Annotated in this window: 29 protein-coding genes and 2 pseudogenes; 30 read left to right on the forward strand and 1 reads right to left on the reverse strand. The window is 31.5% G+C overall.

Annotated features, from left to right (window positions below):
- The first annotated feature begins 214 nt into the window (after nucleotides 1–214).
- The 13 genes and pseudogenes from acpP (at nucleotide 215) to HMPREF9129_RS05605 (ending at nucleotide 10,529) form a co-directional block, all read left to right on the forward strand.
- The gene (gene acpP / locus HMPREF9129_RS05545) at nucleotides 215–442 is read left to right on the forward strand and encodes an acyl carrier protein (protein ID WP_004821267.1); all 228 of its coding nucleotides are present in this window, start codon (nucleotides 215–217) and stop codon (nucleotides 440–442) included.
- Nucleotides 442–903: an acetyl-CoA carboxylase biotin carboxyl carrier protein gene (locus tag HMPREF9129_RS12335; protein ID WP_004821268.1), complete on the forward strand. Its 462-nt coding sequence runs from the start codon at nucleotides 442–444 to the stop codon at nucleotides 901–903. The genes acpP and HMPREF9129_RS12335 overlap by 1 nt, the downstream gene beginning before the upstream one ends.
- Nucleotides 896–2,275, forward strand: coding sequence for an acetyl-CoA carboxylase biotin carboxylase subunit (locus HMPREF9129_RS05555; RefSeq protein WP_004821270.1), 1,380 nt, complete (start codon nucleotides 896–898; stop codon nucleotides 2,273–2,275). Before HMPREF9129_RS12335 ends, HMPREF9129_RS05555 begins: the two co-directional genes overlap by 8 nt.
- Nucleotides 2,276–3,160 carry an acetyl-CoA carboxylase, carboxyltransferase subunit beta gene (gene accD, locus HMPREF9129_RS05560; RefSeq protein WP_004821272.1) on the forward strand — a complete coding sequence of 295 codons (885 nt, stop codon included), beginning with the start codon at nucleotides 2,276–2,278 and terminating at the stop codon, nucleotides 3,158–3,160.
- A gap of 23 nt (nucleotides 3,161–3,183) precedes the next feature.
- A pseudogene (accA, locus tag HMPREF9129_RS05565) lies at nucleotides 3,184–3,915 on the forward strand (carboxyltransferase subunit alpha); the annotation flags it as partial.
- A 1-nt stretch (nucleotide 3,916) separates the two neighbouring features.
- Nucleotides 3,917–4,810 (forward strand): beta-ketoacyl-ACP synthase 3, encoded by an 894-nt coding sequence (locus tag HMPREF9129_RS05570; protein WP_004821276.1) that lies wholly within the window; start codon nucleotides 3,917–3,919, stop codon nucleotides 4,808–4,810.
- Between the two features lies 1 nt (nucleotide 4,811).
- Nucleotides 4,812–5,738 carry an NAD(P)H-dependent flavin oxidoreductase gene (locus HMPREF9129_RS05575; RefSeq protein ID WP_004821278.1) on the forward strand — a complete coding sequence of 309 codons (927 nt, stop codon included), beginning with the start codon at nucleotides 4,812–4,814 and terminating at the stop codon, nucleotides 5,736–5,738.
- A complete protein-coding gene (locus HMPREF9129_RS05580; protein WP_004821279.1) occupies nucleotides 5,723–6,766 on the forward strand; it encodes an NAD(P)H-dependent flavin oxidoreductase in 1,044 nt (347 codons plus the stop codon). Before HMPREF9129_RS05575 ends, HMPREF9129_RS05580 begins: the two co-directional genes overlap by 16 nt.
- Nucleotides 6,759–7,679, forward strand: coding sequence for an ACP S-malonyltransferase (locus tag HMPREF9129_RS05585; protein WP_004821281.1), 921 nt, complete (start codon nucleotides 6,759–6,761; stop codon nucleotides 7,677–7,679). Before HMPREF9129_RS05580 ends, HMPREF9129_RS05585 begins: the two co-directional genes overlap by 8 nt.
- Entirely contained in the window at nucleotides 7,669–8,400 is a 732-nt protein-coding gene (fabG, locus tag HMPREF9129_RS05590) for a 3-oxoacyl-[acyl-carrier-protein] reductase (RefSeq protein ID WP_004821283.1), read from the forward strand. Before HMPREF9129_RS05585 ends, fabG begins: the two co-directional genes overlap by 11 nt.
- Nucleotides 8,397–9,620, forward strand: a complete 1,224-nt coding sequence (gene fabF / locus HMPREF9129_RS05595; protein ID WP_004821285.1) for a beta-ketoacyl-ACP synthase II — start codon at nucleotides 8,397–8,399, stop codon at nucleotides 9,618–9,620. The genes fabG and fabF overlap by 4 nt, the downstream gene beginning before the upstream one ends.
- 1 nt (nucleotide 9,621) lies before the next feature.
- Nucleotides 9,622–10,041 carry a 3-hydroxyacyl-ACP dehydratase FabZ gene (fabZ, locus tag HMPREF9129_RS05600; RefSeq protein ID WP_004821287.1) on the forward strand — a complete coding sequence of 140 codons (420 nt, stop codon included), beginning with the start codon at nucleotides 9,622–9,624 and terminating at the stop codon, nucleotides 10,039–10,041.
- A gap of 17 nt (nucleotides 10,042–10,058) precedes the next feature.
- Nucleotides 10,059–10,529, forward strand: a complete 471-nt coding sequence (locus tag HMPREF9129_RS05605) for a MarR family transcriptional regulator (protein WP_004821289.1) — start codon at nucleotides 10,059–10,061, stop codon at nucleotides 10,527–10,529.
- A 66-nt stretch (nucleotides 10,530–10,595) separates the two neighbouring features.
- Here HMPREF9129_RS05605 and galU read toward each other — a convergent pair whose 3' ends face one another.
- Nucleotides 10,596–11,456, reverse strand: a complete 861-nt coding sequence (gene galU, locus HMPREF9129_RS05610) for a UTP--glucose-1-phosphate uridylyltransferase GalU (RefSeq protein ID WP_004821290.1) — start codon at nucleotides 11,454–11,456, stop codon at nucleotides 10,596–10,598.
- Between the two features lie 84 nt (nucleotides 11,457–11,540).
- Between galU and HMPREF9129_RS05615 the strand changes: the two genes are divergently transcribed.
- The 17 genes and pseudogenes from HMPREF9129_RS05615 (at nucleotide 11,541) to HMPREF9129_RS05690 (ending at nucleotide 26,829) form a co-directional block, all read left to right on the forward strand.
- The gene (locus HMPREF9129_RS05615) at nucleotides 11,541–12,110 is read left to right on the forward strand and encodes an HD domain-containing protein (RefSeq protein WP_040552363.1); all 570 of its coding nucleotides are present in this window, start codon (nucleotides 11,541–11,543) and stop codon (nucleotides 12,108–12,110) included.
- Nucleotides 12,111–12,119: 9 nt separating this feature from the next.
- On the forward strand, nucleotides 12,120–12,797 hold the full coding sequence (locus HMPREF9129_RS05620; RefSeq protein WP_004821294.1) for a response regulator transcription factor: 678 nt from the start codon (nucleotides 12,120–12,122) through the stop codon (nucleotides 12,795–12,797).
- Nucleotides 12,790–14,199, forward strand: coding sequence for a sensor histidine kinase (locus HMPREF9129_RS05625; protein WP_004821296.1), 1,410 nt, complete (start codon nucleotides 12,790–12,792; stop codon nucleotides 14,197–14,199). The genes HMPREF9129_RS05620 and HMPREF9129_RS05625 overlap by 8 nt, the downstream gene beginning before the upstream one ends.
- 151 nt (nucleotides 14,200–14,350) lie before the next feature.
- Entirely contained in the window at nucleotides 14,351–14,782 is a 432-nt protein-coding gene (gene mraZ / locus HMPREF9129_RS05630; protein WP_004821298.1) for a division/cell wall cluster transcriptional repressor MraZ, read from the forward strand.
- 1 nt (nucleotide 14,783) lies between these two features.
- Entirely contained in the window at nucleotides 14,784–15,722 is a 939-nt protein-coding gene (rsmH, locus tag HMPREF9129_RS05635; RefSeq protein ID WP_004821302.1) for a 16S rRNA (cytosine(1402)-N(4))-methyltransferase RsmH, read from the forward strand.
- Nucleotides 15,723–15,735: 13 nt separating this feature from the next.
- Nucleotides 15,736–16,152, forward strand: a complete 417-nt coding sequence (locus HMPREF9129_RS05640; RefSeq protein ID WP_004821304.1) for an FtsB family cell division protein — start codon at nucleotides 15,736–15,738, stop codon at nucleotides 16,150–16,152.
- A gap of 12 nt (nucleotides 16,153–16,164) precedes the next feature.
- Nucleotides 16,165–16,503, forward strand: coding sequence for a hypothetical protein (locus HMPREF9129_RS05645; protein WP_004821306.1), 339 nt, complete (start codon nucleotides 16,165–16,167; stop codon nucleotides 16,501–16,503).
- Nucleotides 16,504–16,513: 10 nt separating this feature from the next.
- The gene (locus HMPREF9129_RS05650) at nucleotides 16,514–18,574 is read left to right on the forward strand and encodes a penicillin-binding transpeptidase domain-containing protein (RefSeq protein WP_004821307.1); all 2,061 of its coding nucleotides are present in this window, start codon (nucleotides 16,514–16,516) and stop codon (nucleotides 18,572–18,574) included.
- 26 nt (nucleotides 18,575–18,600) lie between these two features.
- Nucleotides 18,601–19,587: a phospho-N-acetylmuramoyl-pentapeptide-transferase gene (mraY, locus tag HMPREF9129_RS05655; protein WP_083827179.1), complete on the forward strand. Its 987-nt coding sequence runs from the start codon at nucleotides 18,601–18,603 to the stop codon at nucleotides 19,585–19,587.
- A gap of 11 nt (nucleotides 19,588–19,598) precedes the next feature.
- On the forward strand, nucleotides 19,599–20,894 hold the full coding sequence (murD, locus tag HMPREF9129_RS05660; RefSeq protein WP_004821311.1) for a UDP-N-acetylmuramoyl-L-alanine--D-glutamate ligase: 1,296 nt from the start codon (nucleotides 19,599–19,601) through the stop codon (nucleotides 20,892–20,894).
- Nucleotides 20,881–21,980 (forward strand): annotated as a pseudogene (locus HMPREF9129_RS05665) (FtsW/RodA/SpoVE family cell cycle protein). Before murD ends, HMPREF9129_RS05665 begins: the two are co-directional and overlap by 14 nt.
- A gap of 2 nt (nucleotides 21,981–21,982) precedes the next feature.
- The gene (locus HMPREF9129_RS12340; protein ID WP_257009173.1) at nucleotides 21,983–22,090 is read left to right on the forward strand and encodes a glycosyltransferase; all 108 of its coding nucleotides are present in this window, start codon (nucleotides 21,983–21,985) and stop codon (nucleotides 22,088–22,090) included.
- Nucleotides 22,091–22,095: 5 nt separating this feature from the next.
- Nucleotides 22,096–23,058, forward strand: coding sequence for a UDP-N-acetylglucosamine--N-acetylmuramyl-(pentapeptide) pyrophosphoryl-undecaprenol N-acetylglucosamine transferase (locus HMPREF9129_RS05670; RefSeq protein ID WP_257009192.1), 963 nt, complete (start codon nucleotides 22,096–22,098; stop codon nucleotides 23,056–23,058).
- A gap of 17 nt (nucleotides 23,059–23,075) precedes the next feature.
- Nucleotides 23,076–23,852, forward strand: a complete 777-nt coding sequence (locus HMPREF9129_RS05675) for a cell division protein FtsQ/DivIB (RefSeq protein WP_004821320.1) — start codon at nucleotides 23,076–23,078, stop codon at nucleotides 23,850–23,852.
- A gap of 85 nt (nucleotides 23,853–23,937) precedes the next feature.
- Nucleotides 23,938–25,020, forward strand: a complete 1,083-nt coding sequence (gene ftsZ / locus HMPREF9129_RS05680) for a cell division protein FtsZ (RefSeq protein WP_004821322.1) — start codon at nucleotides 23,938–23,940, stop codon at nucleotides 25,018–25,020.
- A 49-nt stretch (nucleotides 25,021–25,069) separates the two neighbouring features.
- Complete coding sequence (gene nrdR, locus HMPREF9129_RS05685) at nucleotides 25,070–25,528, forward strand: transcriptional regulator NrdR (RefSeq protein WP_004821324.1); 459 nt, start codon at nucleotides 25,070–25,072, stop codon at nucleotides 25,526–25,528.
- Nucleotides 25,528–26,829, forward strand: a complete 1,302-nt coding sequence (locus tag HMPREF9129_RS05690; protein WP_004821326.1) for a replication-associated recombination protein A — start codon at nucleotides 25,528–25,530, stop codon at nucleotides 26,827–26,829. Before nrdR ends, HMPREF9129_RS05690 begins: the two co-directional genes overlap by 1 nt.
- Nucleotides 26,830–26,918: the final 89 nt, after the last annotated feature.

Raw genomic sequence — 26,918 nt, forward strand, 5'->3', positions numbered from 1 at the left:
AATTGGAGGCATATACATTTCTTTAAGTGTAGTGCTAAGTATATTGGCAATAGTTTTAAGTCAGTATTTAGTTGGAAATTAAAAGGTATTTTATTAAAGGCGATTAAATCGTCTTTTTTTGTAAAATAAAACTATTTAAAAAATTTGACATATCAATTATAGTGTAATAGAATTACTTACATAAAAAAATGAAATAAATTTGGGGGATATAAAAATGACTTTTGAAGAATTAAAAAATTTAATTTGTGAGAATTTTGGAACTGAAATGGATCAAATAACAGAGGAAGCTAATTTACAAGATGACCTTGGATTAGATTCTCTAGACGCTGTAGAACTTTCAATGGCTATAGAAGAAAATTATAATGTTGAAATTCCGGATGAGGATTTTGCAAATTTTATAACTGTTGGAGATGTATTTAAGTATATTAACAGTAAAAACTAATGGAAAAGTACTTAGAACTTACTAAAAGTTTAATAAAAGAGTTTGATAACTCAAAAAGTAGTTCTCTAGAAATGAAGATAGAGAATTATTCTTTGAGTTTAAGAAAAGAAGATTTCAGATATTATAAGACTGAAAATTTTGAATCTCAACAAGTTGAGGTTAGCGGAGTAAATAATGTTGAACCTACTGTTGAGGTTATGGATAAAGAGAATAAAGGGGAAGAGATAAAATCACCTTTGGTGGGAGTATTTTATTCTTCTAAAGACCCTGAGTCTAAACCTTTCGTATTTGAGGGTAAGCAAGTTAAAAAAGGAGATGTAATTTGTATTTTGGAATCTATGAAGATGATGAATGAAATTAAATCTCCTTTTGATGGAATTATAAAAAAAGTTTGTTGCAAGAATGAGGAACTTGTTGAATTTGAGCAAGTACTTTTTATCTTGGAGAAAATAAATGCTTAAAAAATTATTGATAGCAAATCGTGGAGAAGTTGCACTAAATATTTTAAGAAATTGTAGAGAGTTGGGAATAGAAACAGTGGTTGTGTACTCAAATGTAGATAAAGAGCAACCAGCTGTCTATTTAGCTGACCAAGCTGTATGCATTGGAGCGGGGAAGAGTCAATCTTCATACTTAAATGAGTCTAATATTTTAATGGCTGCATTAGAAACAGGATGTGATTCAATACATCCTGGATACGGGTTTTTATCTGAAAAGGGAGATTTTGCAGATAAAGTTGAAAAATGTGGCTTGAAATTAGTTGGACCAAGTTCTAATGTAATGAAGACAATGGGAGAAAAGATATCTTCAAAAAATTTGATGATATCAAATGGAGTTCCAACTGTTCCGGGGTTTAATGAGGAAATAAAAAGTGAAAAAGATTTAATTGATGCTGCCGAAAAAATAGGATTTCCAATTTTACTCAAGGCTTCTGCTGGTGGCGGAGGCAAGGGAATGAGAAAGGTTTCTAAAATTGAAGAGTTAGTTTCTGCATGGGAATTGACAAAGAGAGAAGCACAAGCATCATTTTCAAATGACACTATTTACATGGAAAAGTTTATTGAAAATCCAAGACACATAGAAGTGCAGATACTTGCTGATTCATATGGAAATGTAGTGCATCTTTTTGAAAGAGAGTGTAGTTTACAGAGAAACAATCAAAAAATACTTGAAGAAGCACCGTGTATATTTCTAAGTGAAGATTTATTGGAAAGAATAAGAATGGCGGCTGTGAATTGTGCTAAGGCTTGCAAGTATGAGGGAGCGGGTACTGTAGAGTTCATAGTGGATAAAGATGAAAAATTTTATTTTATGGAAATGAACACAAGACTTCAAGTGGAACACGCAGTTACTGAGATGATAACTGGAATTAACATAGTCAAGGAACAATTAAAGATTGCATCTGGGTTACCACTTTCTATCAAACAGAGTGATGTAAAAAAAGAAGGACACTCAATAGAAATAAGAGTTAATGCTCAAGATCCTTTAAATAGTTTTCAACCTCAATGTGGAGAAGTGAGTTTCTATTTACCGCCTGGGGGAATGGATACAAGGTTTGAATCTTCTCTATATAAGGGAGCTAAGATTTTACCTTTTTATGACCCAATGGTTGCCAAACTCATCGTAAAAGATAAGACACGCCTAGGCACTATAAAGAAAATGAGAAGAGCGATAGAAGAGACCATAATTGATGGAGTTAAAACAAATTTAGGTTTCCAATATGCTGTTTTGCACGACAAAGATTTTATAAGAGGCAGAATTAATACAGGCTATTTAAGGGAAAAAGAAGAGTCATTAGTTGAGGCAATGAGAAGTATAGAAAAAGGTGAGTAGATGGGAAGTTTAAGTAAGAGGAAAAATCTGCTTGATATTGTAAGAAAAGTTAGGATTCCTCATTCAAAAGATAAAAAAGTTGCTAAGGAAATTCCCGATTTATTCAAAGGTTGTAAAAAGTGCAAAAAAATAATTGAAATTGAAGATTTAAAATCAAACTTATATGTGTGTCCAAATTGTGGTCATCATTTAAAGATATTGGGTGAAGATAGATTTAAATATCTTTTTGATGAAGGATATGAAAATTTGAAATTCAATTCAAAACACAAAGACCCTATTTCTTTTCCTGATTACGATAAATTAAGAGAGGAACAGAGACATAAGTCTGGTTTAGAGGAAGCAATTTCTATAGCTAAAGGCACTATTAAAAATATTAAAGTTGTCATAGCTGTTCTTGAACAGGATTATTTAATGGGAAGCTTAGGAACTTTTGTTGGAGAAGAACTGACTTCTATGTTTGAATATGCAATGGCGGAAAAGTTGCCTGTAATAATTTTTTCGTCAAGCGGTGGAGCTAGAATGCAAGAAGGCATTTTTTCACTTATGCAAATGGCAAAGACAGCAGCCGTTATAAATGAATTTTCAAAAGAGGGATTGTTGTACATAAGTGTGCTCACTAATCCAACAATGGGAGGGGTTAGTGCAAGTTTTGCAGGCTTAGGAGATATTATTATAGCTGAACCAAAAGCATTGATAGGTTTTGCTGGACCAAGAGTAATAGAGCAAACTGTTAGACAAAAATTACCTGAAGGTTTTCAAAGAGCTGAAAAACTTGAAGAATGTGGTTTTATAGATTTAATTTGTCCAAGAGATAGACAAAGAGAAGAAATTTATAAAATTTTAAAGTTACATGAAAAAACAGGAGCTAGTTATGAGCGTATATGAAATTGTAAAAAAATGCCAGGTCCGATAAAAGAATTAGAACTATAGAATTAGTGGAAAATATTTTTGAAGATATAGTCTATTTAAAAGGAGACCGTAGTTTTGGAGATTCTCGTTCTATTATAGGGGGCATTGGTAGTTTCGAAGATATTCCTATAACATTTATTGGAATAGAAAAGGGAAATGGTGTGGAAGATGGTGTCAAAAGAAATTTTGGTATGCCATTACCGGAGGGTTATCGTAAAAGTATGCGACTTATGCGCCAAGCAGAGAAGTTTAGAAGACCTATAATTACATTTGTAGATACTCCTGGAGCATATCCTGGGATTGACGCTGAAGAAAGAGGACAATTTGAAGCGATAGCAAGCAGTCTTAAATTGATGGCTTCGCTCACTGTGCCCGTAATTACATTTGTAATAGGTGAAGGAGGTTCAGGAGGGGCTCTTGCACTTTCAGTAGCAAATAAAATATATATGTTTGAAAATGCAATTTATTCTATTTTATCACCTGAAGGGTTTGCCACAATTCTATGGAAAAACGCAGCTCTTGCAGATAAAGCTTCTGAGATTATGAAGATAACTTCAAAAGATTTATATGAATTTGGAATAGTTGATGAAATTGTACGAGAAAGAAATAATATGCCTGATTATATGCAAATTAAAAAGCTGATAAGTGAAGAACTCAGCAGAACTAATTTTATGACAGCTGAGAATTTACAAAGAGAACGTTATGAAAAGTTCCGTATGATAGGGAGATAAGATGGGACTAAAATTTTTAGATATAAAAAAATTAGATTTAGAAAATAAAGTTGAAAATGAATATTTTACAAAGATTTTAGATACTTCTGATGAATGGATAAAGACTAGGACAGGAATATCGTCAAGATATTTTACAAAGATGTCTGTGGCTGAAATGGCTGTTGAATTAGCTAAGAAATTAGATTTTGATAGAGAGAATATTAAACTTGTTTTAGTTGCATCTTTTACATCAGAGAGAATTTTACCTTCGTTGGCAGGGTTTATAAATGAAAAACTTAATTTGAATAAAGATTGTCTTTCTGCAGATATCAATATGGCTTGTACAGGATTTGTGGGGGCAATGGTATTAGCAGAAAGATTTTTAAGAGATGGGGAATGTGCGCTCTTAATAGCTGCTGAGAAAATATCAAGTGTTTTAGACTTTAATGACAGAACTACAGCTGTGTTATTTGGAGATGGTTGCGCCGGTGCAGTTGTTCAAAAAAATAATAAGTTATGGGTAAGTGATGAAAAAACTTATGGAAATGAAAATGCATTAGCTATGGAAAAAGGAAATTTCGTTGAAATGCAAGGAAAAGAAGTATATAGATTTGCAGTTGATAAGGTTCCAAGATCTATAGAGGCTCTATTTGAAAAGTTAAAAATTGAAAAAAAAGATATTGATTATATTTTTGCGCACCAAGCTAACAAGAGAATTTTAGAGCAAGTTTCACAAAAACTTAGTTTGGGAATGGATAAATTTAAAGTTAATGTGAATGAGTATGGAAATACTTCGGCAGCTTCAGTTCCAATTTTACTATCTGAAAATAAAGAGTGTTTAAAAGATGGGGATAAGTTAATTTTTTCAGCATTTGGAGCAGGTCTTAGCATCTGTTCAGTGCTAATGGAGTGGTAATTTGAATATAAATAAGTTATTAAATATAAAGTATCCTATATTACAAGGTGGAATGGCGCATGTTGCAACTGGAGAATTTGCAGCTTGTATTTCAAATTCAGGAGCGATGGGAACTATAGGCTCAGGTGGTATGACTCCTGAGATACTTAGAAGGGAAATTGAAATATGCAAATCAAAAACGGATAAACCATTTGCAGTAAATCTTATGATGTTAAGACCGGATATAGATGAAATGGTAGAGATTATAGTTGAGTCCGAAGTAAAAGTTGTAACTATAGGGGCGGGAAGTCCAAGTAAATATATGGAAACTTTTGACAAGGAAGGAATAACTGTCTTACCTGTAATATCTTCTCCTGTGCAAGCTAAGAGATTGTCTAAGTTTGGATTAAATGGAATTATAGCTGAAGGAATGGAAGCAGGCGGTCATATTGGAGAGATGACATCAATGGTGCTTATTCCACAAGTAAAAGATGAGGTTGATATTCCAATTATTGCGGCTGGGGGAATAGGTTCCGGGAAGCAAATGCTTGCGGCTGAAATCTTAGGCGCGATAGGAGTTCAAATAGGAACGGCATTTTTATTTACTGAGGAGTGCCCAATTCACGAAGAGTATAAGAGAGCGCTTATAAAATCAAGTTCATCGAAAGTAACTACGGTTGGTCATATAAATGGACTTCCAATGAGATTATTGAAAAATAATATGACAAGAGAATATAAGCAACTTGAAAAAAATGAATTTAACATAGACGTATTAGAGACATTTACTGTAGGAAGACTTAGAAGAGCTGTTGTTGATGGAGATGTAAAAGAGGGTTCTTTAATGACAGGATACACAGTTGGGCAATATGATAAATTGATGCCGGCAAAGGACTTAATTGAAAAGCTTATGAGCGAATATGAAGAGGCAAAGAAATGTCTATTAAAATAAAAGATAAATTAATGAGCATACCAATAGTACAAGGGGGTATGGGCATAGGAATTTCAATGGGCGAGTTAGCGGGGACAGTTGCTGCTGAAGGTGGAATGGGAACAATATCTTTCGTTAACTGCGGATATATGGAAAGTGATTTTTTTAAAAATCCTATGGAAGCTAACAAGAGAAGTTTTTTAAGAGAAGTAAAAAAAGCAAAAGAAATTGCAAATGGCAAGGGCATTATTATGGTCAACATAATGCACGTGGTGAATAACTTTGAAAATTATTTGAAGTTTATAAACGAAACAGAAGTTGATGGTGTAGTAGTTGGCGCGGGATTGCCTCTTGAACTACCTGAGTTTATAGACAATAAGAAAATAATAGCTCCGATTATATCTTCTGCAAGAGCTCTAAATATAATTATAAAAAAATGGCTGAAGAAATATAATAGAAAACCTGATTTTATAGTTTTTGAAGGGCCAGAAGCTGGAGGACACTTAGGGTTTAAAGTAGAAGATTTAAATACAGATATATTTAAAGAACTGAGTGAAATTTTAAAAGTAAAAAATCAATTTGAAGAACATATACCACTTTTTATAGGTGGTGGCTTTGGAACTAAAGAGCATTTTGAAAAAGCACTTGAAGAAGGTGCTGACGGAGTTCAAATAGGAACTGGATTTTTGTTTACAGAAGAATCTTCGTTAGATAGAAGAGCTAAAGAAAATTTATTGAACTCACATAATCAAAACAAAGTTGGTGTAGAAGTAATAAAAAGTCCAGTTGGACTTCCAGCTAGAGCTATTGGTACAGAATTTGTTGAATATACTGTTAAAAATAGATTTCCTTCTAAGCACTGTGTGAATTGTATATCTACGTGTGAACCGGCAAGTACACCTTATTGCATAAATGAGGCTTTAATTAGAGCGGTTAAAGGTGATTTTAAAGAAGGATTATTTTTTTGTGGAACAGATATTAAAAATATAAAAAAAATATCATCTGTAAGAGAATATATAGCAAGTATACTTGGAGGGAAAGATGAGTAAAGTAGCAGTAGTATTTGGAGGACAGGGGTCTCAATATAGTGGGATGGGAAAAAAGTTATTAGAAAACTATCCTGAAATTTCTAATATATATTCTATTTTGGGAAAAGAATTATCGGATATTTCTTTTAACGGAGATATAGAAATTATTTCAAAGACAGACAATTTACAACCTATTATGTTGGCGTTTCAACTAAGTGTAGTTAAATTGATAAAAGAAAATTTAAATATCAGCGCAACTTGCGGGCTTAGTTTGGGAGAATATGGAGCATTGGTTTTAAGTGAAGTGATTGATGAGAAAGCAGCTTTGGAACTTGTAAAAGTTAGAGGCTTTGAAATGAACTTGGCTTCTAATGAAGTTGAGAGTGGGATGTTGGCTGTGATGAATTCAAATGAAGATGATTTGAAAAACTTTATAAATAATAACGAGTTAAAAGATAGAGTCTATGTAGCAAACATAAATAGCTCTAAACAAATTGTTATATCAGGAGAAAAAACTGGAATTCAAAAATTACAGATAATATTAAAAGAAAATGGAATAAAAGCTATTCCACTTAAAGTTAGTGGAGCATTTCACACTCCTTTTATGTATAGTGCGGCAAAAAATTATAAGCAGTTTCTTAAAAATGTTAAATTTAGCGAGCCAAAGATGGATTACTATCCTAATTTGAGTGGTGAAAAATATAACGGAGAAGAGATGGTAGATTTGTTGTGCGAACAAATAGTATCACCAGTTCTTTTATATAAGACTTTGAAAAATATGGTTGATGATGGAGTGGATACTTTTATCGAAATAGGTCCAGGAAGTGTAATTTCATCTATAGTAAAAAAAGAATTTAAGGGAATAGATGTACAGACGTTAAAAAATGACGATGAAATAATAAATTATATTGAGAGGTTTAAAAATGGAGAATAAAAAATTTGCTCTTGTAACAGGCGCAACAGGTGGAATAGGAAGTGCAATAGCAAGAGAGTTAAAAAATAAAGGCTATTCTTTGATAATACATGGTAATTCAAACGTTGAAAAATTAGAAAAACTAAAGTCAGAACTTGGAGAAGATGTATTCACAGTAGTAGGGGATTTATCTAAATTTGATATTTGTAAAAAAATCGTAGATAAATGTTTAGAGATAGCTGGCAGTATAGCTGTGTTGGTAAATAACGCAGGAATCACTAAAGACAATTTAATAATACGAATGACAGAAGAAGATTTTGTTGAAGTAATAGAAACTAATTTGAACAGTGCATTTTATCTAACTAAGTTATTGTGCAAATCAATGATAAGAAAAAAATTCGGAAGAATTATAAATATAACTTCGATTAGTGGAGTTCATGGAAATGTAGGACAGGCTAATTATTCATCTGCAAAAGCTGCAATGATAGGTCTCACTAAGTCAACAGCTAAAGAGTTAGCTTCTAAGAACGTGTTAGTAAATGCAATTGCTCCAGGATTTATTGAAACTAAGATGACAGATAAGTTGGGAGAAGATACAAAGGCGAAAATACTTACTGAAATACCACTTAGAAGAATTGGACAGCCTGAAGAAATTGCAAGTGTAGTCAGCTTTTTAGTATCGGATAGTGCAAATTACATAACCGGTCAAGTTATAAATGTTGATGGGGGAATGGGAATATGAGAAGAGTAGTTGTAACGGGAATAGGGGTTCTATGTCCGATAGGAGATGACCAAGTTTCTGTTTTAGAAAATGTTAAAAATAAAATATGTAGTATAGATAAAATAACACATTATGATACAATAGAGCGAGAGGTAAAACTTGCGGCGGAATTGAAAAATTTTAATGCAGATGAATACTTTGATAAGAGAGAACAAAAGAGGCTGGACAGAGTTAATCAACTTGGTATAGTCGCAGCTAGAAGAGCTTTAGAAAATGCTAAATTAACTGTTGAAGAAGTAGAGCAGATGAATGCGGGGGTGTATGTTTCTTCCGGAATAGGTGGTTTGGGAACTATAGAAAAAGAACACGAAAGAGGAATGAAGAGAGGATTTGATAAAGTTAGTCCTTATTTTATTCCAATGGCAATTTCAAATTTAACTGCATCAAACATTGCAATGGATATACACGCCCATGGTTCATGTCAATGTTTTGTTACAGCATGTGCAAGTTCAACTAATGCAATAGGAGAAGCTTTTAGAAATATAAAAGATGGGTATGAAGATATTATATTTGCAGGTGGAAGTGAAGCGAGTATAACTGAACTTGGAATAGGTGGCTTTACATCTATGAAAGCACTTTCTACATCACAAGACTGTGAAAAGGCTTCTATACCATTTGATAAAGACAGAAGCGGTTTTGTAATGGGAGAAGGTTCTGCAATATTAGTTTTAGAAGAATTAGAGCACGCTAAGAAGAGAAATGCAAATATTTTAGCTGAAATAGTAGGATATAGCACTAATTGTGATGCTTACCATATAACGTCTCCAGCTCCGAATGGAGAATATGCGGCTATGGCAATGGAACGAGCAATTAGAGAAGCAGGCATAGATAAAAAAGATGTTGATTATATAAATGCGCATGGCACTTCAACAGATTTGAACGACAAGTATGAAACTGCTGCTATAAAAAAGGTTTTTGGCGAAGACACTGATGTATTTGTTTCTTCATCTAAATCTCAAATAGGACACTTACTTGGAGCTTCTGGAGCAGTTGAAACAGCTATAAGTATTTTTTCTATGAATGAAAACATTCTTCCACCTCTTGTAAATTACAAAAATTTAGACCCTGAATGTAATTTAAATTTTGTAACGGATATAAATGAGTATGAAACAAAATATATGTTGAAAAATTCTTTGGGATTTGGTGGACACAACGCCACTTTAGTTATAAAGAGGTATTAAAATGAAACTAAATTTTGAAGAAGTAAAAAATATTTTGCCACATAGAGCACCTTTTTTAATGGTAGATAAAATAGTTGAGTTAGAAGAGGGCGAAAGTGCTGTAGGAATTAAGTGTGTTAGTGGGAATGAGCCATATTTTCAAGGGCATTTTCCAAACTATGCAGTGATGCCAGGGGTATTGCAAGTTGAAACGGTAGCTCAAGTTGGAGCAGTAGCTATTTTGATTAATGAACCAGGGAAAAACGCTTTTCTTGGTGGAATAAAAAAAGCTAGGTTTTACAAGCAAATTGTTCCTGGAGATTTATTAGAAATTCATTGTAAAATAATAAATAAGAAAGGGAATGTAGGCTTTGGAGAAGGATACATAATTGTAGATGGCGAGAAAGCTATGAGTTGTGAGATTTCTTTTGCAATTGCCTAAAATATAGGGAGGCTATTATGTTAAATGAAAAATTTTCAGAAGTTTATGATAAATTTAAGTTGAATTTGTATAAGAATATGTTCCGAAATTTGCAGGATAGAGAAGCAACATTAACTGCTACAGAAACATTTACAATTGAGGTTATACATGCACTAAAAAGACCAAGAGTGAGTGATTTAACTGAGTTTTTAGAAATGTCTCATCCTAATATTGCTTATAAAATAGCTTCCTTAGTTAAAAAGGGATATTTGAAAAAAATTCAATCTGAAGAAGACAAGAGAGAATTTTATTTAGAAGTAACTCAAAAGTTTTATGATTATTATGAAATGAAAGAGGAATATATAAACATAGTCATGGACAGACTAGAAGAGAGGATAAGCGAGGAAGATTCTAAAAAACTGGAAGCTCTTTTAACTATAATGAGCGAAGAGTTAATGCCTGAGGTAACAAATTTTATAGCAAAACATGAAAAAAATGATACAAAATAAAACAAAAAGGACATTTTAAATTTTACTTTTAAAGTGTCCTTTATTTTATATTTGATTTAAATTAGTTTAACACTCTTTTAAAATATCGATTAGATATTCTTTAAATTCTTTACCAAAATCCTTATCTTTTAATGCATACTCAACTGTTGCTTTTAAATAGCCAATTTTTGAACCAGTATCAAATCTTTTTCCGGTAATTTTTTGGCCCATTATCTTTTCATATTTTAATAGTTTCAAAAGTGCATCTGTGAGTTGAATTTCGCCGCCATAGCCTGGTTTTGTTTCTGAGATTAAATCAAATATTCTAGGGGTTATAACATATCTACCTATTATTGCAAGGTTTGATGGAGCGGATTCTATAGAAGGTTTTTCAACCATATCTACGATTTCATCATTGACAAGTTTAACAATACCATATTTATTTACATCATTCTTAGGGACTTCAAATAAACCTATTACACTTAAACCTGTTTTATTATACATTTCAATTAATCCCTTTGAAGCATTGTCATTTAAATCTATTATCTCATCTCCTAAGAGTAATAAAAATGGCTCATCAGAAACAAAAGATTTTGCGCAATTTACAGCATGACCAAGTCCAAGAGCTTTATGCTGTCTTATGAAGTGTATCTTAGCAAGAGAATTTAATTCATTTATTTGTTCAAGTTCATTAATTTTATTAGTAGATTTAAGTTTTTCTTCAAGTTCGATATTTGAATCAAAATAGTCTTCAATTGAATTTTTATTTCTTCCCAATATAATTAAAATCTCTTCTATACCAGCTTCAACAGCTTCACGAACTATGTATTCTATATTTGGAGTATCTATTATCGGCAACATTTCCTTTGGAACAGCTTTTGTGAAAGGTAGAAATCTAGTTCCCAAACCTGCCGCTGGAATTATAGCTTTTTTATTTTCATAATTCACCTCTTAGGTTTATAATACAACAAAGTATAAATCTTTTAAAGTTTTAAGAATTCATAGTATAATTAATAATAAGAGGTGAAAGAAATGAGACCGACAAGAGAAAAAGCATTTAAGTTATTAAAAGAATATACAGAATCTGAAGCATTGATAATGCATGCACTACAAGTAGAAGCTGCAATGATTGAATTTGGAAAAATGTTTGGAGAAGATGAGGAACTATATGGAATAGTTGGACTTCTTCACGATATAGACTACGATAAATATCCAGATGAACATTTGAAATTAGCTCCAAAGATTTTAAAAGAAAATGATATAGACGAAGATATAATAAGAGCAGTTATGTCACATGGATATGGAATGTGCACAGATGTTAAACCGGAATCAAATATGGAAAAATCAATTTATACAGTAGATGAATTAACGGGGATTATAAACGCTTGTTGTTTACTGCGCCCTTCTAAGTCAGTATTGGATTTAAATGTAAAATCAGTAAACAAAAAATTCAAAGATAAAAAATTTGCCGCAGGTTGCGATAGAGATGTAATACTTAATGGGTGTGAGATGCTTGGCATGGATAAAAATGATGTAATTGAACATACTATTAAGGGACTTAAAGACAGAGCAGAGATAGTTGGATTAAAGGGTGAACTCTAAGGAGATACTATGTTTAAAATTTTAGTTGTAGATGATGAACCTAAGATAAGAGAAGTTATAAGAACTTATGCAGAATTTGAAGGCCATACAGTAATTGAGGCTGAAGATGGTCTTGATGCTATTGACAAAGTCAAAGAACAAAGCTTTGATGTAATAGTAATGGATATAATGATGCCTAAATTAGACGGGTTTTCGAGTTATAAAGAAATAAGAAAAATAGCAGATATTCCGGTGCTTATGTTATCAGCAAGGGGAGAGGAATATGATAAGTTATTTGGATTTGAAATAGGTATTGATGATTATGTTGTAAAACCTTTCTCCCCAAAAGAATTAATGGCGAGGTTAAATGTAATAGTAAAAAGGCATCAAAAAACTGTTGAAAATGAAACTTTGGAATTTGAAGGATTAAAAATTGATTTAGACGGAAGAGATGTATATGTAAATTCAGAAAAAGTTGATTTAACACCTAAGGAATACGATCTTTTAGTTTATTTAGCAGCTAATGAAAACATAGCATTGTCTAGAGATAAACTCTTATCAAAAGTATGGGGATATGATTTTTATGGAGATGATAGAACGGTAGATACTCATATAAAAATGCTTAGAAACTCAATAAAAGAGTACAGAAAATTTATCATCACAGTGAGAGGAATGGGCTATAAATTTGATACGTCGAAATTTGAATAATAAAGTTTTAGATAAAAAGAGTATGATGTTCAATTTTTGGAAATATTTCATGCTTTTTGCAGCTTCTATTTTATTAGCTCTTTGGTTATTCCAGATAGTTTTTCTAAATAGGTTTTACGAAACAATGAAAATTAGAGAGGTAACTAAGACTGGTGATACATTAAAAAACGAGTTCAAAGATAAAAATTTTGAAAATATAATTTTAAACTATTCACAAAACAAAGGGATGAATATAGAAGTTATAGACGAGGAAGGATATTTAGTTTATCCTCTTAATTGGGTGGAAGTCATAATGAACCCAAGGGTGTTAGATGAGAAAGGATTTGAAGAATTTTTTGAAAATGTTGGACCTGGAAAGAAAATGTATAGGGTAACGTTGAAAAAATTTAAATACCTCGAGAATTCGTCTATTGTATATGGAGGATATTTAGGGAAAGAAAGTGGCAAAGACCACTATATGCTTATTAAGACAAACTTGGAACCGGTAGACTCAGCTGTAGATATATTGAAAAATATTTTGTTGATTGTATTGGGATTATCTTTTGCACTATCGGTTATACTATCTTATTTTATTTCAAAAAGGTTATCAAGACCGCTTGTTGAAATGTCAAAAACAGCTAGAAAACTTGGAAAGGGAAACTATGAAGTCAATTTTAAGTATGGCTATTATACAGAGATAAACGACCTTTCAAAAACACTAAATTATGCAACTAATGAGTTGACTAAGACGATTGAAATGAGAAAAGATTTAATAGCAAATGTAAGTCACGATTTAAAGACTCCACTTACTGTAATAAAATCTTATGCTGAAATGATAAGAGATATTTCTGGAAGAAATGAAGTGCTTAGAAATGAGCATATAGATATAATTATTTCAGAATCAGATAAATTAACTCAGTTGGTAAATGACTTGTTGGATATATCTAAAATTGAATCTTCACTAGAAAGTATAAAAATGGAAAGGGTTGATTTGATAAAATTATCTCACATTGTTGCAGAGAGATTTGCTCTCCCAGAAGATGTAATAACTATAGAATCTAAAGGAGAATGTACTATATTTGCGGATAAGAGAAGGATAGAACAAGTTATATATAATTTTATAAGTAATGCTGTAAAATATACAAGAAAGGACAAAAAAATTGTAATCAAAATTTTTGAAGAAGATGACGAAGTTATTTTTAATTGCATAGATAATGGGGTTGGAATAGCAAAAGAAAATTTAGATTTAATTTGGGACAGATTTTATAGGATAAGAGATAATCACACTAGACCAAGGGTTGGAACCGGTTTAGGGCTTCATATTGTAAAAAGTATATTAGAAATACATCAATATAAATATGGAGTGGAGTCAGAGTTAAATAAAGGTTCAAATTTTTATTTTAGGGCAAAAAAATATAAATAATTTTAAGCATATGAAAAGGCTAAAGGTCAATAAAAAGGACTTGAGGCCTTTTTTTTATTGTGCATAAAATAAGATGGATATAAACAAAAAAATGATGTAGAATAGAGGTAAGTGGAAGATAGTGGTTTGAAGTGGTATATAATGGTGTGAAATGTTAATAGGCGAATACAGACATACCTTGGATACAAAAGGAAGGGTTATAATTCCTTCAAAGTTCCGAGATGAATTAAAAGACAATTTCATTATTACCAAAGGATTGGACAACTGCCTCTTTATTTATCCTCAAAGTGAGTGGATAAAAATAGAAAATAAGTTGAAAGAATTGCCTTTGACAAACAGAGATGTTAGAAGTTTTGTGAGAACTTTTTATTCTGGTGCCATAGATGAGTCTTTGGACAAGCAAGGAAGAGTTGTAATACCACAGTCACTACGAGAACATGCTAGCATTGAAAAAGATGTTGTAATTATAGGAGTAAGTACACGTGTTGAAATATGGAGTACGGAAAATTGGGATAATTACAATGATTCACTTGGGTTATCATATGAAGATATAGCTGAAAAAATGCAAGAATTGGGGATTTAAAATGGTTGAATTTGCACACAAGTCCGTTTTATTAAATGAGACGATAGATCTTTTGAATGTAAGAGAAGGTGGCATATATGTGGACGGCACTATAGGTGGAGCTGGGCACTCATGTGAAATTCTTAAACGCATTGGAAACGATGGTCTACTAATAGGTATAGATCAAGATACCAATGCACTTAAAAAAGCTGATTCAGTGCTTAGTAGAATAGGTTCAAACTATAAACTATTTCATTCCAATTATAAAAATTTTGAAGATATTTTAAATGAGTTAAACATAGATAAAGTTGATGGAATTCTATTGGATTTAGGCGTTTCTTCATACCAATTTGATGAAGGCAGTAGAGGTTTTTCTTATAATTATGATGCTAGATTGGATATGAGAATGGATACTACATCTAATTTAAGTGCTTGGGAAATTGTAAATGAATATTCAAAAGAAGAACTTACTAATATAATAAAAGATTATTCTGAAGAAAGATTTGCATCTAAAATAGCGGATAATATAGTTAAAAAAAGAAATATAAAGTCAATAGATACAACTTTTGAATTAGTTGAGGTAATAAAAGAGGCGATACCTTTAAAATTTAGAGTAAAGGGTGGCCATCCTGCAAAGAAGACTTTTCAAGCTCTTAGAATTGAGACAAATGATGAACTTGGAGTGTTGAGAAGTGCATTAGATAGTATGATTAACAGATTGAATAAGAATGGAAGAATAGCAATAATATCTTTCCATTCTCTTGAAGATAGAATTGTAAAAGAAACTTTTAAATACAGATTTTTAGATTGTATATGTCCACCCGAAAGTCCTGTATGTATTTGTGATAAAAAAAGAGATATTGAAATAATTACGAGAAAACCGGTAGTGGCTACTGAAAAAGAATTGAAAGAAAATAATAGAGCCCACAGTGCTAAGTTGAGGGTGGCAGAAAAAATATAGAGGTATTGTATAGATGTCTGAGCAAAGAAAATTTAGACAAGTAAAATTGAATAGCAGACAATTAAAAGTCAAAAAGAGAAAAAATTTGGCAAAACCATTGTATATGACGATAGCTATTGTTATTATAATGTTCTTAGGGGTTTCTATAGCATATTCTCATTTATCAAGCATAGATAAAGATATAATTGCAAAAGAAAAAGAAATTTCTGATTTGAAAAAGACTAAATTAGCTTTGGAAGCAGAAGTTAAGAGTATAAAAAGTTCTACTGAAATACAAGATGAAGCAATGTATAAATTAGGAATGGTATATCCATCGCAAGACCAAATTGTTTATGTAGATATAAGCGAAAATAAAAGACAGTTGGATGTGAATCATAATGTTTTTTTGAGTCCAATTTTATCGGTGCTTAAATCCTTCACTAAGGATTAGGGGGAAATATAATTGAAAGTAAATTTAAAAAGAGCTCGTGAGATAAATAGTTCGCAAAAGAATGCGAATTTTAAGATAAGTTTGATTTTTCTCGGGATGGCTCTTTTCTTTTTTATAATAATAATTAGAATTCTGTACATAAATATAGTAAGAGGAGAAGAACTAACCAGAAAGGGATTAAATCAGCTAACGAGTACAGAAATAGTTCAGGCTGACAGAGGTATAATTTATGACAGAAATAATAAAGAGTTAGTAGTAAATATAACCAAGTCAAATGTATACTATAATATGGATTTTAAAAGAGGAGATACTTACTCAGATAAGGAAATAAAAGAAAAAAGAAAAAATTGAAGAAGATTCTTTGGCTATTTCAAAAGTACTGAAAGTTCCTAAAGATGAAATAAAGAAAAAAATGGTTGGAGATAAGGTAGTACAAATTGTGTCTAATATAGATAGAGATACAGCAAGTGCATTAAGAGAACTCAAGATAGAAAAACTGTCTTTAGATGATGTGCCAAGGAGATTTTATCCTAATGGAAATATATTATCTAAAGTTTTGGGGTTTGTAACTGATGATGGAAATGGACAATACGGTCTTGAATCTAGTTATGATGGAATAATGAGTGGAATAGCAGGGAAAAATATTTCTATAAAAGCTAACACTCGTATGCAAATCCCACTTACAGACGAAGAATCTTATGCTCCAAAAGAAGGTCAAAACTTAATTCTTACAATAGATGACAATATACAAAAATTTGCTGAAGAAGCAGCTGAAAGATCGAGAATAAAGCATAATGCCGAAGAAGTCAATATAATAGTTCAGAGTACCAAGACCGGCGAAATTCTTGCCATGGCATCTTCACTAAGCTATGATGCGAACAACCCTAAATCTCCTGTTGGAGATGCTCAAAAGAAGGATTGGGATTTGCTTACTAAAGATGAAAAAGTCGTAGCTTGGTACAAAAACTGGACAAATTTCAATGTGAGCTCTCAGTATGAACCGGGTTCTACATTTAAATTGATAACTGCAGCAGCAGCACTTGAAGAAGCTACAACATATCCATTAAAAGAATATTATTGTCCTGGACAGATTAAATTTTTTGATAAAGTAATAAAATGCGCTTCAAAAAATAACGGCACTAAAACAATGCAGCAAGCTGTAGTTGAATCATGCAATATTACACTTATGAAAATGGCAGAAGAATTAGGATCTGAAAAATTTTATAAGTATATAAAAGCATTTGGATTTGGAGAAAAGACAGGAATAGACCTTCCTGCAGAAGCAGTTGGCTCAATTCCAAATAATTATAAAGATATTTCAGAAATAAGACTTGCAACTATGAGTTATGGGCATGGTATAGCTATAACTCCAATACAACTCATCAATTCTGTATCTGCAATAGCAAATGGAGGAGATTTAAAAGTTCCAAGAGTTGTAAAAAGACTAGAAGATAGAAATAGAAATGTTTTAAAGAAGTTTGATTCTGTTTCCAAGAGAAAGGTAATATCTTCTGAGACGTCGAAGACAATGTTGGATATCATGTATAAGGTTGTAGAAGATGGAACTGGTAAAAAGGCTAAGGTAGAAGGTTATAAAATTGGTGGTAAAACCGGTACAGCATATATACCTTCAAAAGCTGGAGGATATGAAGATGAATACATTTCATCATTTATAGGAGTTGCTCCAGTAGATAACCCTGAAATAACAGTTCTTGTAATAGTTCAAAAACCTAAGGGGGATTTCTTTGCGGCAACAGTTGCCACTCCGGCAGCTAAAGAAGTTTTCAAAAATTCTTTAGAATATTTAGGGATAGAGAAGACTCAACCTATAGATAATAAAGATAAAAAAGACGATCCTATATTGATTCCAAATTTAAAAAATATGTTAGTAAGTGATGCTGGAAGAGAATTAGTAGATTTAGGATTTAAATTCAACACTAATCAAAATTCTCTGTTTGATGCAAGTATAGTTTTAAAACAAGAACCAAAGGCAGGAACATTGGCAAAACCAGGAACTATCATAGATTTATATGTTTCTAATGACAAAGAAAAGTATATGCCTGATTTAATAGGTAAGAGCAAAGAAGAAATAGAGTTAGTTTTAAAAGCTATGGATGTAAGATATAATATAAAAGGGACTGGAGTTGTTTTAGGACAATCAGTATTTGCAGGAACAAAGTTAAAAACTGATAGTAAAATTGAATTTGAAATGAGTAATAGCGAAGAAAAGATAGACACTAAACTAAAAGATGAAGAAATTTCATCCAACTTAAAAGAAACAAGCAACAAAGATACAGAAATTAAAAATCGTGTTAAAGAAAAAGATGATAAATTAAATTCAAAAGTTAAGAAGACCAATGATTCAGAGAAGATAAAAAAATCTGAAAATAAAGATAATAAAACAGATAAATCTGTGAGGTAAGTTAAATGCAAAGTATCAAAAATAACATGTGGCTGATAGTAGTTTGTATTACAGTCGCAGCAGCTTTTCCAATTTGGGGAGCTATATCAATAGTAATTTCTCTTATATTAGGGTATTATTTAATACCTATTTTAAGAAGTTTAAAGGCAGGTCAATCCATTAGAGAAGATGGACCTCAAACACATTTGGTAAAGAGTGGAACACCTACAATAGGTGGGGTGATTTTTTTATTCACCATAATTATAGTGAATGTACTGGCGAGAAATTTAAATCTAGACTCTTTAATGATTTTATTCTCAACATTGGCTTTTGGTGCGGTAGGGTTTATAGATGACTATATAAAAGTTGTAAAAAAAAGAAATTTAGGACTTACAGCAAAACAAAAATTATTTTTGCAAATATTTGTGGCTTGCGTACTTTTAGCTTATCAATATAGTGGCGAAGCAGGTTCTACAGATATAATAATTCCAATAAGCATGAGTAGAATAAATTTACCTGTATTTTTATATATACCATTTATAATATTTGTGGTTGTAGGTACTGTTAACTCAGTTAATTTAACAGATGGACTTGATGGACTTTCAAGTGGAGTTACTATAATTTGTATGACTTTCTTTGGAGTGGTTGCTTATAAGTTCCAAAATATGGGAATAGCCATGTTTTGTTTGATATTTGCAAGCGCACTGGTAGGATTTTTATTTTACAATAAATATCCGGCGAAGGTGTTTATGGGGGATACGGGTTCGCTAGCTCTAGGCGGAGCTGTAAGTGCAATAGCAATTTTATTGAACTTACCTTTGATTTTACCTATAGCAGGTGGAATATACTTTATAGAAACTCTTTCTGTAATAATTCAAGTAGTTTCATTTAAGACAAGAGGAAAGAGAGTATTTTTGATGTCTCCATTACATCACCACTTCGAACAGTTGGTATGGAAAGAAACAAAAGTAGTTGCAGTATTCTGTGCAGTAGAATTACTTTTATGTGTAATTTCATATTTTATGATTTTTTAATGAGGGTATAAATGAAAAAAAATATATTAATACTAGGAATGGGCATAAGCGGGAAGGCAATATATAATGAATTGAAAAAAAAAGATATAAATATCTTTGTGCATGATGATAACCAAGAAAATTTAAAAGGATATAGAGAAATTTTTGAATCTTTTGAAAAAGACAAAATAGAATTAGTTATAAAAAGTCCAGGTATTAAACCAACAAATGAAATTTTAAATTTGGCAAGAAATAATGGTATAGAGATAATCACAGATTTAGAGTTGTTTTATGAGATGTCACATAAAGATATAATAGTTATAACAGGGACTAATGGCAAAACCACAACAACATCTTTGATATCTAGCATATTAAGTCAAGATTACAATGCCAAAGCGGTTGGGAACATAGGTGTTGGCGTTATGGATGTAGTAGACGAAAAAATCGATTTTGCGGTTATAGAAGCTAGTTCATTTCAATTAAATGATGTGAAAACTTTTAGACCTAAAATTTCTGTGATTACAAACATAACTCCAGACCATTTAGATTGGCATGGAAATTTTGAAAATTATAGAGATGCCAAGTTAAATATATTAAAAAATCAAACGGAGAAAGATTTTGCAGTTTTAAATTATACCGATGAAATTTTATCTAAAGTCTCTTCAAAAGCAAAAATATATTATTTTTCAATAGAAGATTCAGGGTTGAAGGGGGCTTTTATAAGAGAAGGACTTATTTATTTTAGGGATGATGATGAAGAAATAGTATTTGATACAAGAGATTTAAAGCTTTTAGGAAACCATAATTTAGAAAATGTATTAGCTGCTGTGTGTGTTTCCAAAATTATAAAGGTAAAACCTGAATCTATAAAAAAAGCACTTAGTGAGTTTGGCGGAGTTGAACACAGACTTGAATTTGTAAAAGAAGTAAATGGAGTTAAGTATTTTAATGATTCAAAAGGAACGAATCCAGCATCAACAATAAAAGCTGTGGACTCGTTTGAAAACAACTTGTTATTAATTGCAGGTGGATATCAAAAAAATGCTGATTATACAGAATTGCTTGAAATTGCAAAGGATAAACTAAAAGCTTTAATATTATTAGGTGAAACCAAGTATGATATAAAAAATACTGCTGATAAATTAGGGATAGAAAGTATAGTTGTAAATAATCTAGAAGAAGCCTTAAATCTATCTAAAGACATTTCTGTTATAGGAGACAATGTATTGTTAAGTCCGGCTTGTGCCTCGTGGGATATGTACAGTTCTTATGAAGAAAGAGGCAAACATTTTAAAGAGTTGGTGATGAATTTAAATGAAAAAATATAAAGAAGCTCTCAAGTCTTTGGACTTGGGTCTTTTTATAACGGCGCTTTTGTTGATAGGAATTGGGATTATATCTGTAATATCGGCATCATATCCGGTGGGGTCCAAAACATTTGGAGATGGACTTTATTTTGGGAAAAGATATTTCACTTTTATGATAGTGGGATTTTTTGGGATGTTAGTAGCTTATAAATTTCCAAGAAAATTTTTTAAGCGATATTCTTTTATACTTTTTTGTGGAACAATAATTTTAGTATTGATGTTATTTATTCCTGAATTTACAAAGTCTTCCCGTGGTTCAGGCAGATGGCTTAACTTACCTTTTCTTCCATTAATACAACCATCAGACTTTGTAAAAATATCTTCGATATTATATATGGGTAAGATATTGGCTGAGAATAGATATAAACTATATAAAAAAGAAATATTCTTTAAAATCATAGCAATAATTGGAATTGCAACTTTGCCGGTAATGTTAAAAGACTTGTCAACAGGATTTGTAATAGGAGCGACATTGATGCTTATGTATATAGTTGCAGGTATATCTATGCATCAATTTGTAACTTTATGTGGTATTGGAATTATTATTTTAATACCAATGGTATTTAAGTATGCATATAGATTGGAAAGAATTTTAGGTTTTTTAAATAGCAGCAAAGGTAGTTTGGACCAAAACTACCAAATAAATCAATCATTGTATGCAATTGCAATGGGTGGTATTGGTGGAGTTGGATATTTTCATTCAAGGCAAAAATATTTTAATTTAGCTGAAGCTCATAATGACTTTATTTTTTCTGTAATATGTGAAGAATTTGGTATGATAGGTGGTATATTTGTAGTAGCTTTATTTTTATATTTATTTATAGAGGATTAAGGATTGCAAGTAGAACAAAAAATAATTATGATAAATATGTAGCTGTTGGATTGACATCTTATATCGGGATGCAAGCCATTATTAATATATGCGTTGGAGTTGGGATATTTCCGGTAACGGGGATAACACTACCTTTTATTTCGTATGGAGGTACAGCGCTTATAATGGCAATGGTAGCAGTTGGATTTTTACTTAAAATATCAAAGGATGTGTAATTTTGAAATATATACTTTCAGGAGGAGGAACCGGAGGTCACATATATCCGGCACTTGCCATAGCTGAAGAAATAAAAAAAGAGACTCTTCAAGTGAGATACTATATGTAGGGAAAATAGCAGGACTTGAAGAAGAGCTTGCTAAAAAAGCGGGACTTGATTTTAAAGGGGTCCATATAGAGGGGTTACCTAGGAAAAAGGTAAATATAAAAACTGCAATTACCCTATTTAATCTTTTAAGAGGTTTGAGGGAGTGTGAGAAGATAATAAAGAACTTTAAACCCGACATTGTAATAGGAACTGGTGGGTATGTGTGCGCTCCTGTTGTCATGAAAGCTCAACAAAAGGGAATAAAGACAGTCATTCAGGAACAAAATGCCTATCCTGGAAAGACAAATAGATTTTTGGCGAGAAAAGCTTCTCTTTTGGCTTTAAGTTTCAAAGAAGCTGAAAAATATATAGATAATAAAAATATAATAATAACTGGGAATCCGGTAAGAGAAGACTTTACTTTAAAAACTCGTGAACAATCTAGAAAAGAATTGAATTTAAAACCTGATGAAGAATTGGTGTTATCTTTTGGTGGTAGTGGTGGACAAGAGTCTACTAATGATGCGATGCTTGAAATTTTAAAGAATGAATTGGATTTTAAGCTAGTTCATATAACAGGTAAACCACATTATGATGAATTTGCATCAAAGGTGACAAAAAATAGAAATGCAGAAATTTTAAATTATTCAGATGAAATTTCAAAGTATATTTTAGCAAGTGATTTAATAATAACAAGTTCTTCGGCAATGGCTTTAGCTGAGATATCACAAGTTGGTAGAGCTAGTATTTTAATACCAAAGGCATATACTGCGGGGAACCATCAATATCACAATGCTATGAGTTATAAAGATGCAGGGGCTTCCTTAGTTATCTTGGAAGATGAATTAACAGGGGATAAACTTTTAAATTCTATAAATGAATTGTTAAACAATCCTCAAAAGAGAGAGGAAATGGCAGAAAACTCTAAAAAACTAGGTAATTCAGGTGCTGTAACTAAATTAGTAGATGAAATGATTAAATTAATTTAATTGGGAAGCGAAAATATATGAAGAGACAGGTAAGACTTGCAAAATATGAATATAGAAGAAAACGAAAAAGATTTATGAACAGACTTTTTTTATTTTCAGTTATAATTTTGATCGCAATTTTTACTTTAAATAAATTTGGGGTATTTAATGTTATAAGTGTTAAAGTAGAGGGCGCCGAAAGACTAAAGTCTACAGAAGTTATAAAAGTTTCAGGAATAAAAGTTGGACAAAGTTATTTTTCTGTTTCGCCTAATAGTAGAGAGAGGGATTTAGAAAAAATACCTTTAGTAAAATCTGCAAAAATTAGTTTTAATTTTAAAAGAGAAGCTGTTATCAAACTTGAAGAAAGAATACCTAAATTTCAAATAGAAAATTTTTTGGAATACTATATGCTTGATGAAGATATGAAGATTATATCTAAAGAGAGTTCCAAAGCTGAAGTTCCAGAAATTAAAGACAATTTAAAGAAATTAAATTTAGGTGAAAAGATATACGAAGATGACAATAAAATTGAATTTTTTAAAGAACTTGTCAATCAACCTGTCTATTCAAAAATAGAAGATATAGATTTAAATGGGACCTATTCGTTGTTTACTAAAGATGGTATTCAAATTGTAATTGGGAAATTAGAAAATTTGGATTACAAGTTTAGAATGCTTGAAGAAATTTTAAAAGATATAGAAGCAACTGGGAAAAATGCCAGAATAATTGAATTGGACAAGGAAGATCCAATAGTTATGGTGGATGATCATAATAGAGAAAATATTGAAGAAAATTTAGATGAAAGTCAATAATTTTCTCTAAATATTGACTATTTGAAGATTATTTCATAAAATATAAATAAGTTTATGATAAAGACGTTTTAATAGGAGGATGTGTATGTTGGATTTCGATATGGACCATGACGAATTTGCAAAAATTAAAGTTGTGGGCGTAGGCGGCGGTGGAAACAACGCTGTAAACCGTATGATTAATGCGGGAGTAAAGGGTGTTGAATATATTGTAGCTAACACTGATAGACAAGCTTTAAAAAATGCATTAGCTGAAAATAAAATACAAATTGGAGAAAAATTAACAAAAGGACTAGGAGCCGGAGCTAACCCTGATGTTGGAGAATCGGCTGCAGAAGAGTCTAGAGATGAAATTAGAGAATCTTTAGAAGGAGCTGATATGGTATTTATAACTGCCGGAATGGGCGGTGGAACTGGTACAGGAGCTGCTCCTGTAATTGCAGATGTTGCAAAAGAAATGGGTCTTTTAACTGTTGGTGTAGTTACAAAACCATTTACATTTGAAGGACATAAGAGAGCAAAATCAGCAGAACGTGGAATTAATGCACTTAAGGGAGTTGTAGATACTCTTGTAATTATTCCAAACGATAGACTTTTATCTATTTCAGATAAAAAGACTAGCTTCTCAAAAGCATTTGAAATGGCAGATGATATCTTAAAACAAGGTATTCAAGGTATATCTGATTTGATTTCAGTACCTAATCTAATTAACTTAGACTTTGCCGATGTTAAGACAATTATGTATGATAAGGGTGTAGCCCATATGGGTATTGGTATTGCTTCAGGAGACGACAGAGCTCAAGAAGCTGCTAAGATGGCAATTAATTCGCCACTTCTTGAAACTTCAATTCAAGGTGCAAAATCTGTACTTCTTAACATTACAGCAGGTAATGATTTAGGAATTTTTGAAGTTAATGAAGCAGCTGACTTAATACGTGATTGCGTAGATGAAGATGCTAACATAATCTTTGGTGCAGGAATTGATGAAACACTTAAAGATGCAGTTAAGATTACTGTAATAGCTACTGAGTTTGACCAATATAAAGAAGAAAAACCAAAGACATCTTCTTTATTTCCAAGAACTGAGCTTAAAAGAGAAACTGAAAAGGCTAGTGAAAAAGATAGTGGGGATCTTAAAATTCCACCATTTTTAAGAAATATAAGAAAGTAGTACCTCATCTTAGATGAGGTCTTTTTTTAAATAAATTCGGAGGTTAATTATGAAGTGTCCACATTGCGGTTATGGCGATTCAAAAGTTTTAGATTCAAGGCCTACAGATGAAGGTAATGCAATAAGGAGAAGAAGAGAGTGCAATAAGTGTAAAAATAGGTTTACAACATATGAAAAAATAGAAGAAACACCTATTATGGTAATTAAAAAAGATGGCACTCGCGAAACATTTGATGTATCAAAAATAATAAAGGGAATGATTAAGTCTGTAGAAAAAAGGCCTGTTTCTGTAGAAGATATTGAAAAAGCAGCATGGAACATTGAAAGAGAAGTAAATAGTTCATTTAAAGGAGAAATAACTTCGAATGAAATAGGTGATTTAGTAATGAGAGAGCTAAAAGATTTAGATGAGGTTTCCTATATAAGATTTGCATCTGTATATAGACAATTTAAAGATGTTGAGAGCTTTTTTATTGAGTTGGAGGAAATAATAAAGAATAGAAAGTGATGGATTTATTTAGTTTAAATTTAGAAAACAATTTAGAAGATAAACAACCTTTAGCTTCAAAGATGAGACCTAAAAGATTAAAAGACTTTATAGGACAAAAACATTTAGTTGGAAAGGGGAAATATCTTGAAAGAGTAATAAAATCTGATAGAGTTCCATCTATAATATTTTATGGGCCACCAGGAGTTGGCAAGACAACACTTGCAGAAATTATAGCCATAACTACAAATAAACAATTTTTGAGACTTTCAGCAGTTACTTCAAACTTGAAAGAATTGAGAGAAACTTTGGCTACAGCTGAAGACTCTCTAAAATTTGAAAACATTAACTCTATATTATTTATAGATGAAATACACAGATTCAATAAAACTCAGCAAGATGCGCTACTACCATTTGTTGAGAAAGGAATAATAACACTAATAGGAGCAACTACAGAAAATCCATATTTTGAAGTGAATAGAGCTTTGATATCCAGATGTCAAATTTTGAACTTAAATCCATTGTCAGTAGATGAAATCGAAGAGTTGATAAGAGCGACGTTAAAAAAAGAAAAAGCTTTCAATGGTCTTAATCTAGAAATAGATGAAGAAGCGATAAAGTTTTTAGCTGAAGTCTGCTCAGGTGATGCAAGGCTTGCACTTAATTCTTTAGAAATAGCTGTATTTTCCACTGATTCAGTAGATGGAATAGTTCATGTAACAGTTGAGGATGTTGAAAACTGTATTCAAAAGAAAAACTTAGTTTATGATAAAAATGGAAATAATCACTATGATGTAATTTCTGCATTTATAAAATCTGTTAGAGGCTCAGACCCAGATGCAGCTATATTTTATCTGGCAAAGATGCTTGAATCAGGAGAAGACCCAAAATTTATAGCTAGAAGGCTTATTATCTTAGCTTCAGAAGATATATCTAATGCGGATCCAATGGGTTTAGTCTTAGCTAATGCAGCTTTTGATGCAGTCAATGTGATAGGAATGCCTGAATGTAGAATAAATTTAGCTCAAGTAACAACTTATCTTGCTTGTGCGCCTAAGTCGAATGCAGCTTATCTTGCAATAAATGAGGCGCTGGAAGATGTGAAAAAGGGCAATTATAGTGTACCTATGCATTTAAGAGACAGACATTCTCCAAATATAGATGAGAGCAAAAAATATATGTATCCACATAATTATCCTAATGGATATGTTGAACAAAGATATCTTCCAGAAGAGATTAATAAAATTTATTATCGTCCAACAGAGCATGGATATGAAGAAAAATTTAATAGATTTTTATCTAAAATCAGACATTATAAATAGCCCTTAAATTGACAAAATCACGGTATTTGTCTATAATGAAATACATTGTTACGATAGGAGGAAGTATGAAATTAACAGTTAGAGAAGTT

The organism is Peptoniphilus indolicus ATCC 29427, assembly GCF_000227315.1.
Classification (GTDB): Bacteria; Bacillota; Clostridia; order Tissierellales; family Peptoniphilaceae; genus Peptoniphilus; species Peptoniphilus indolicus.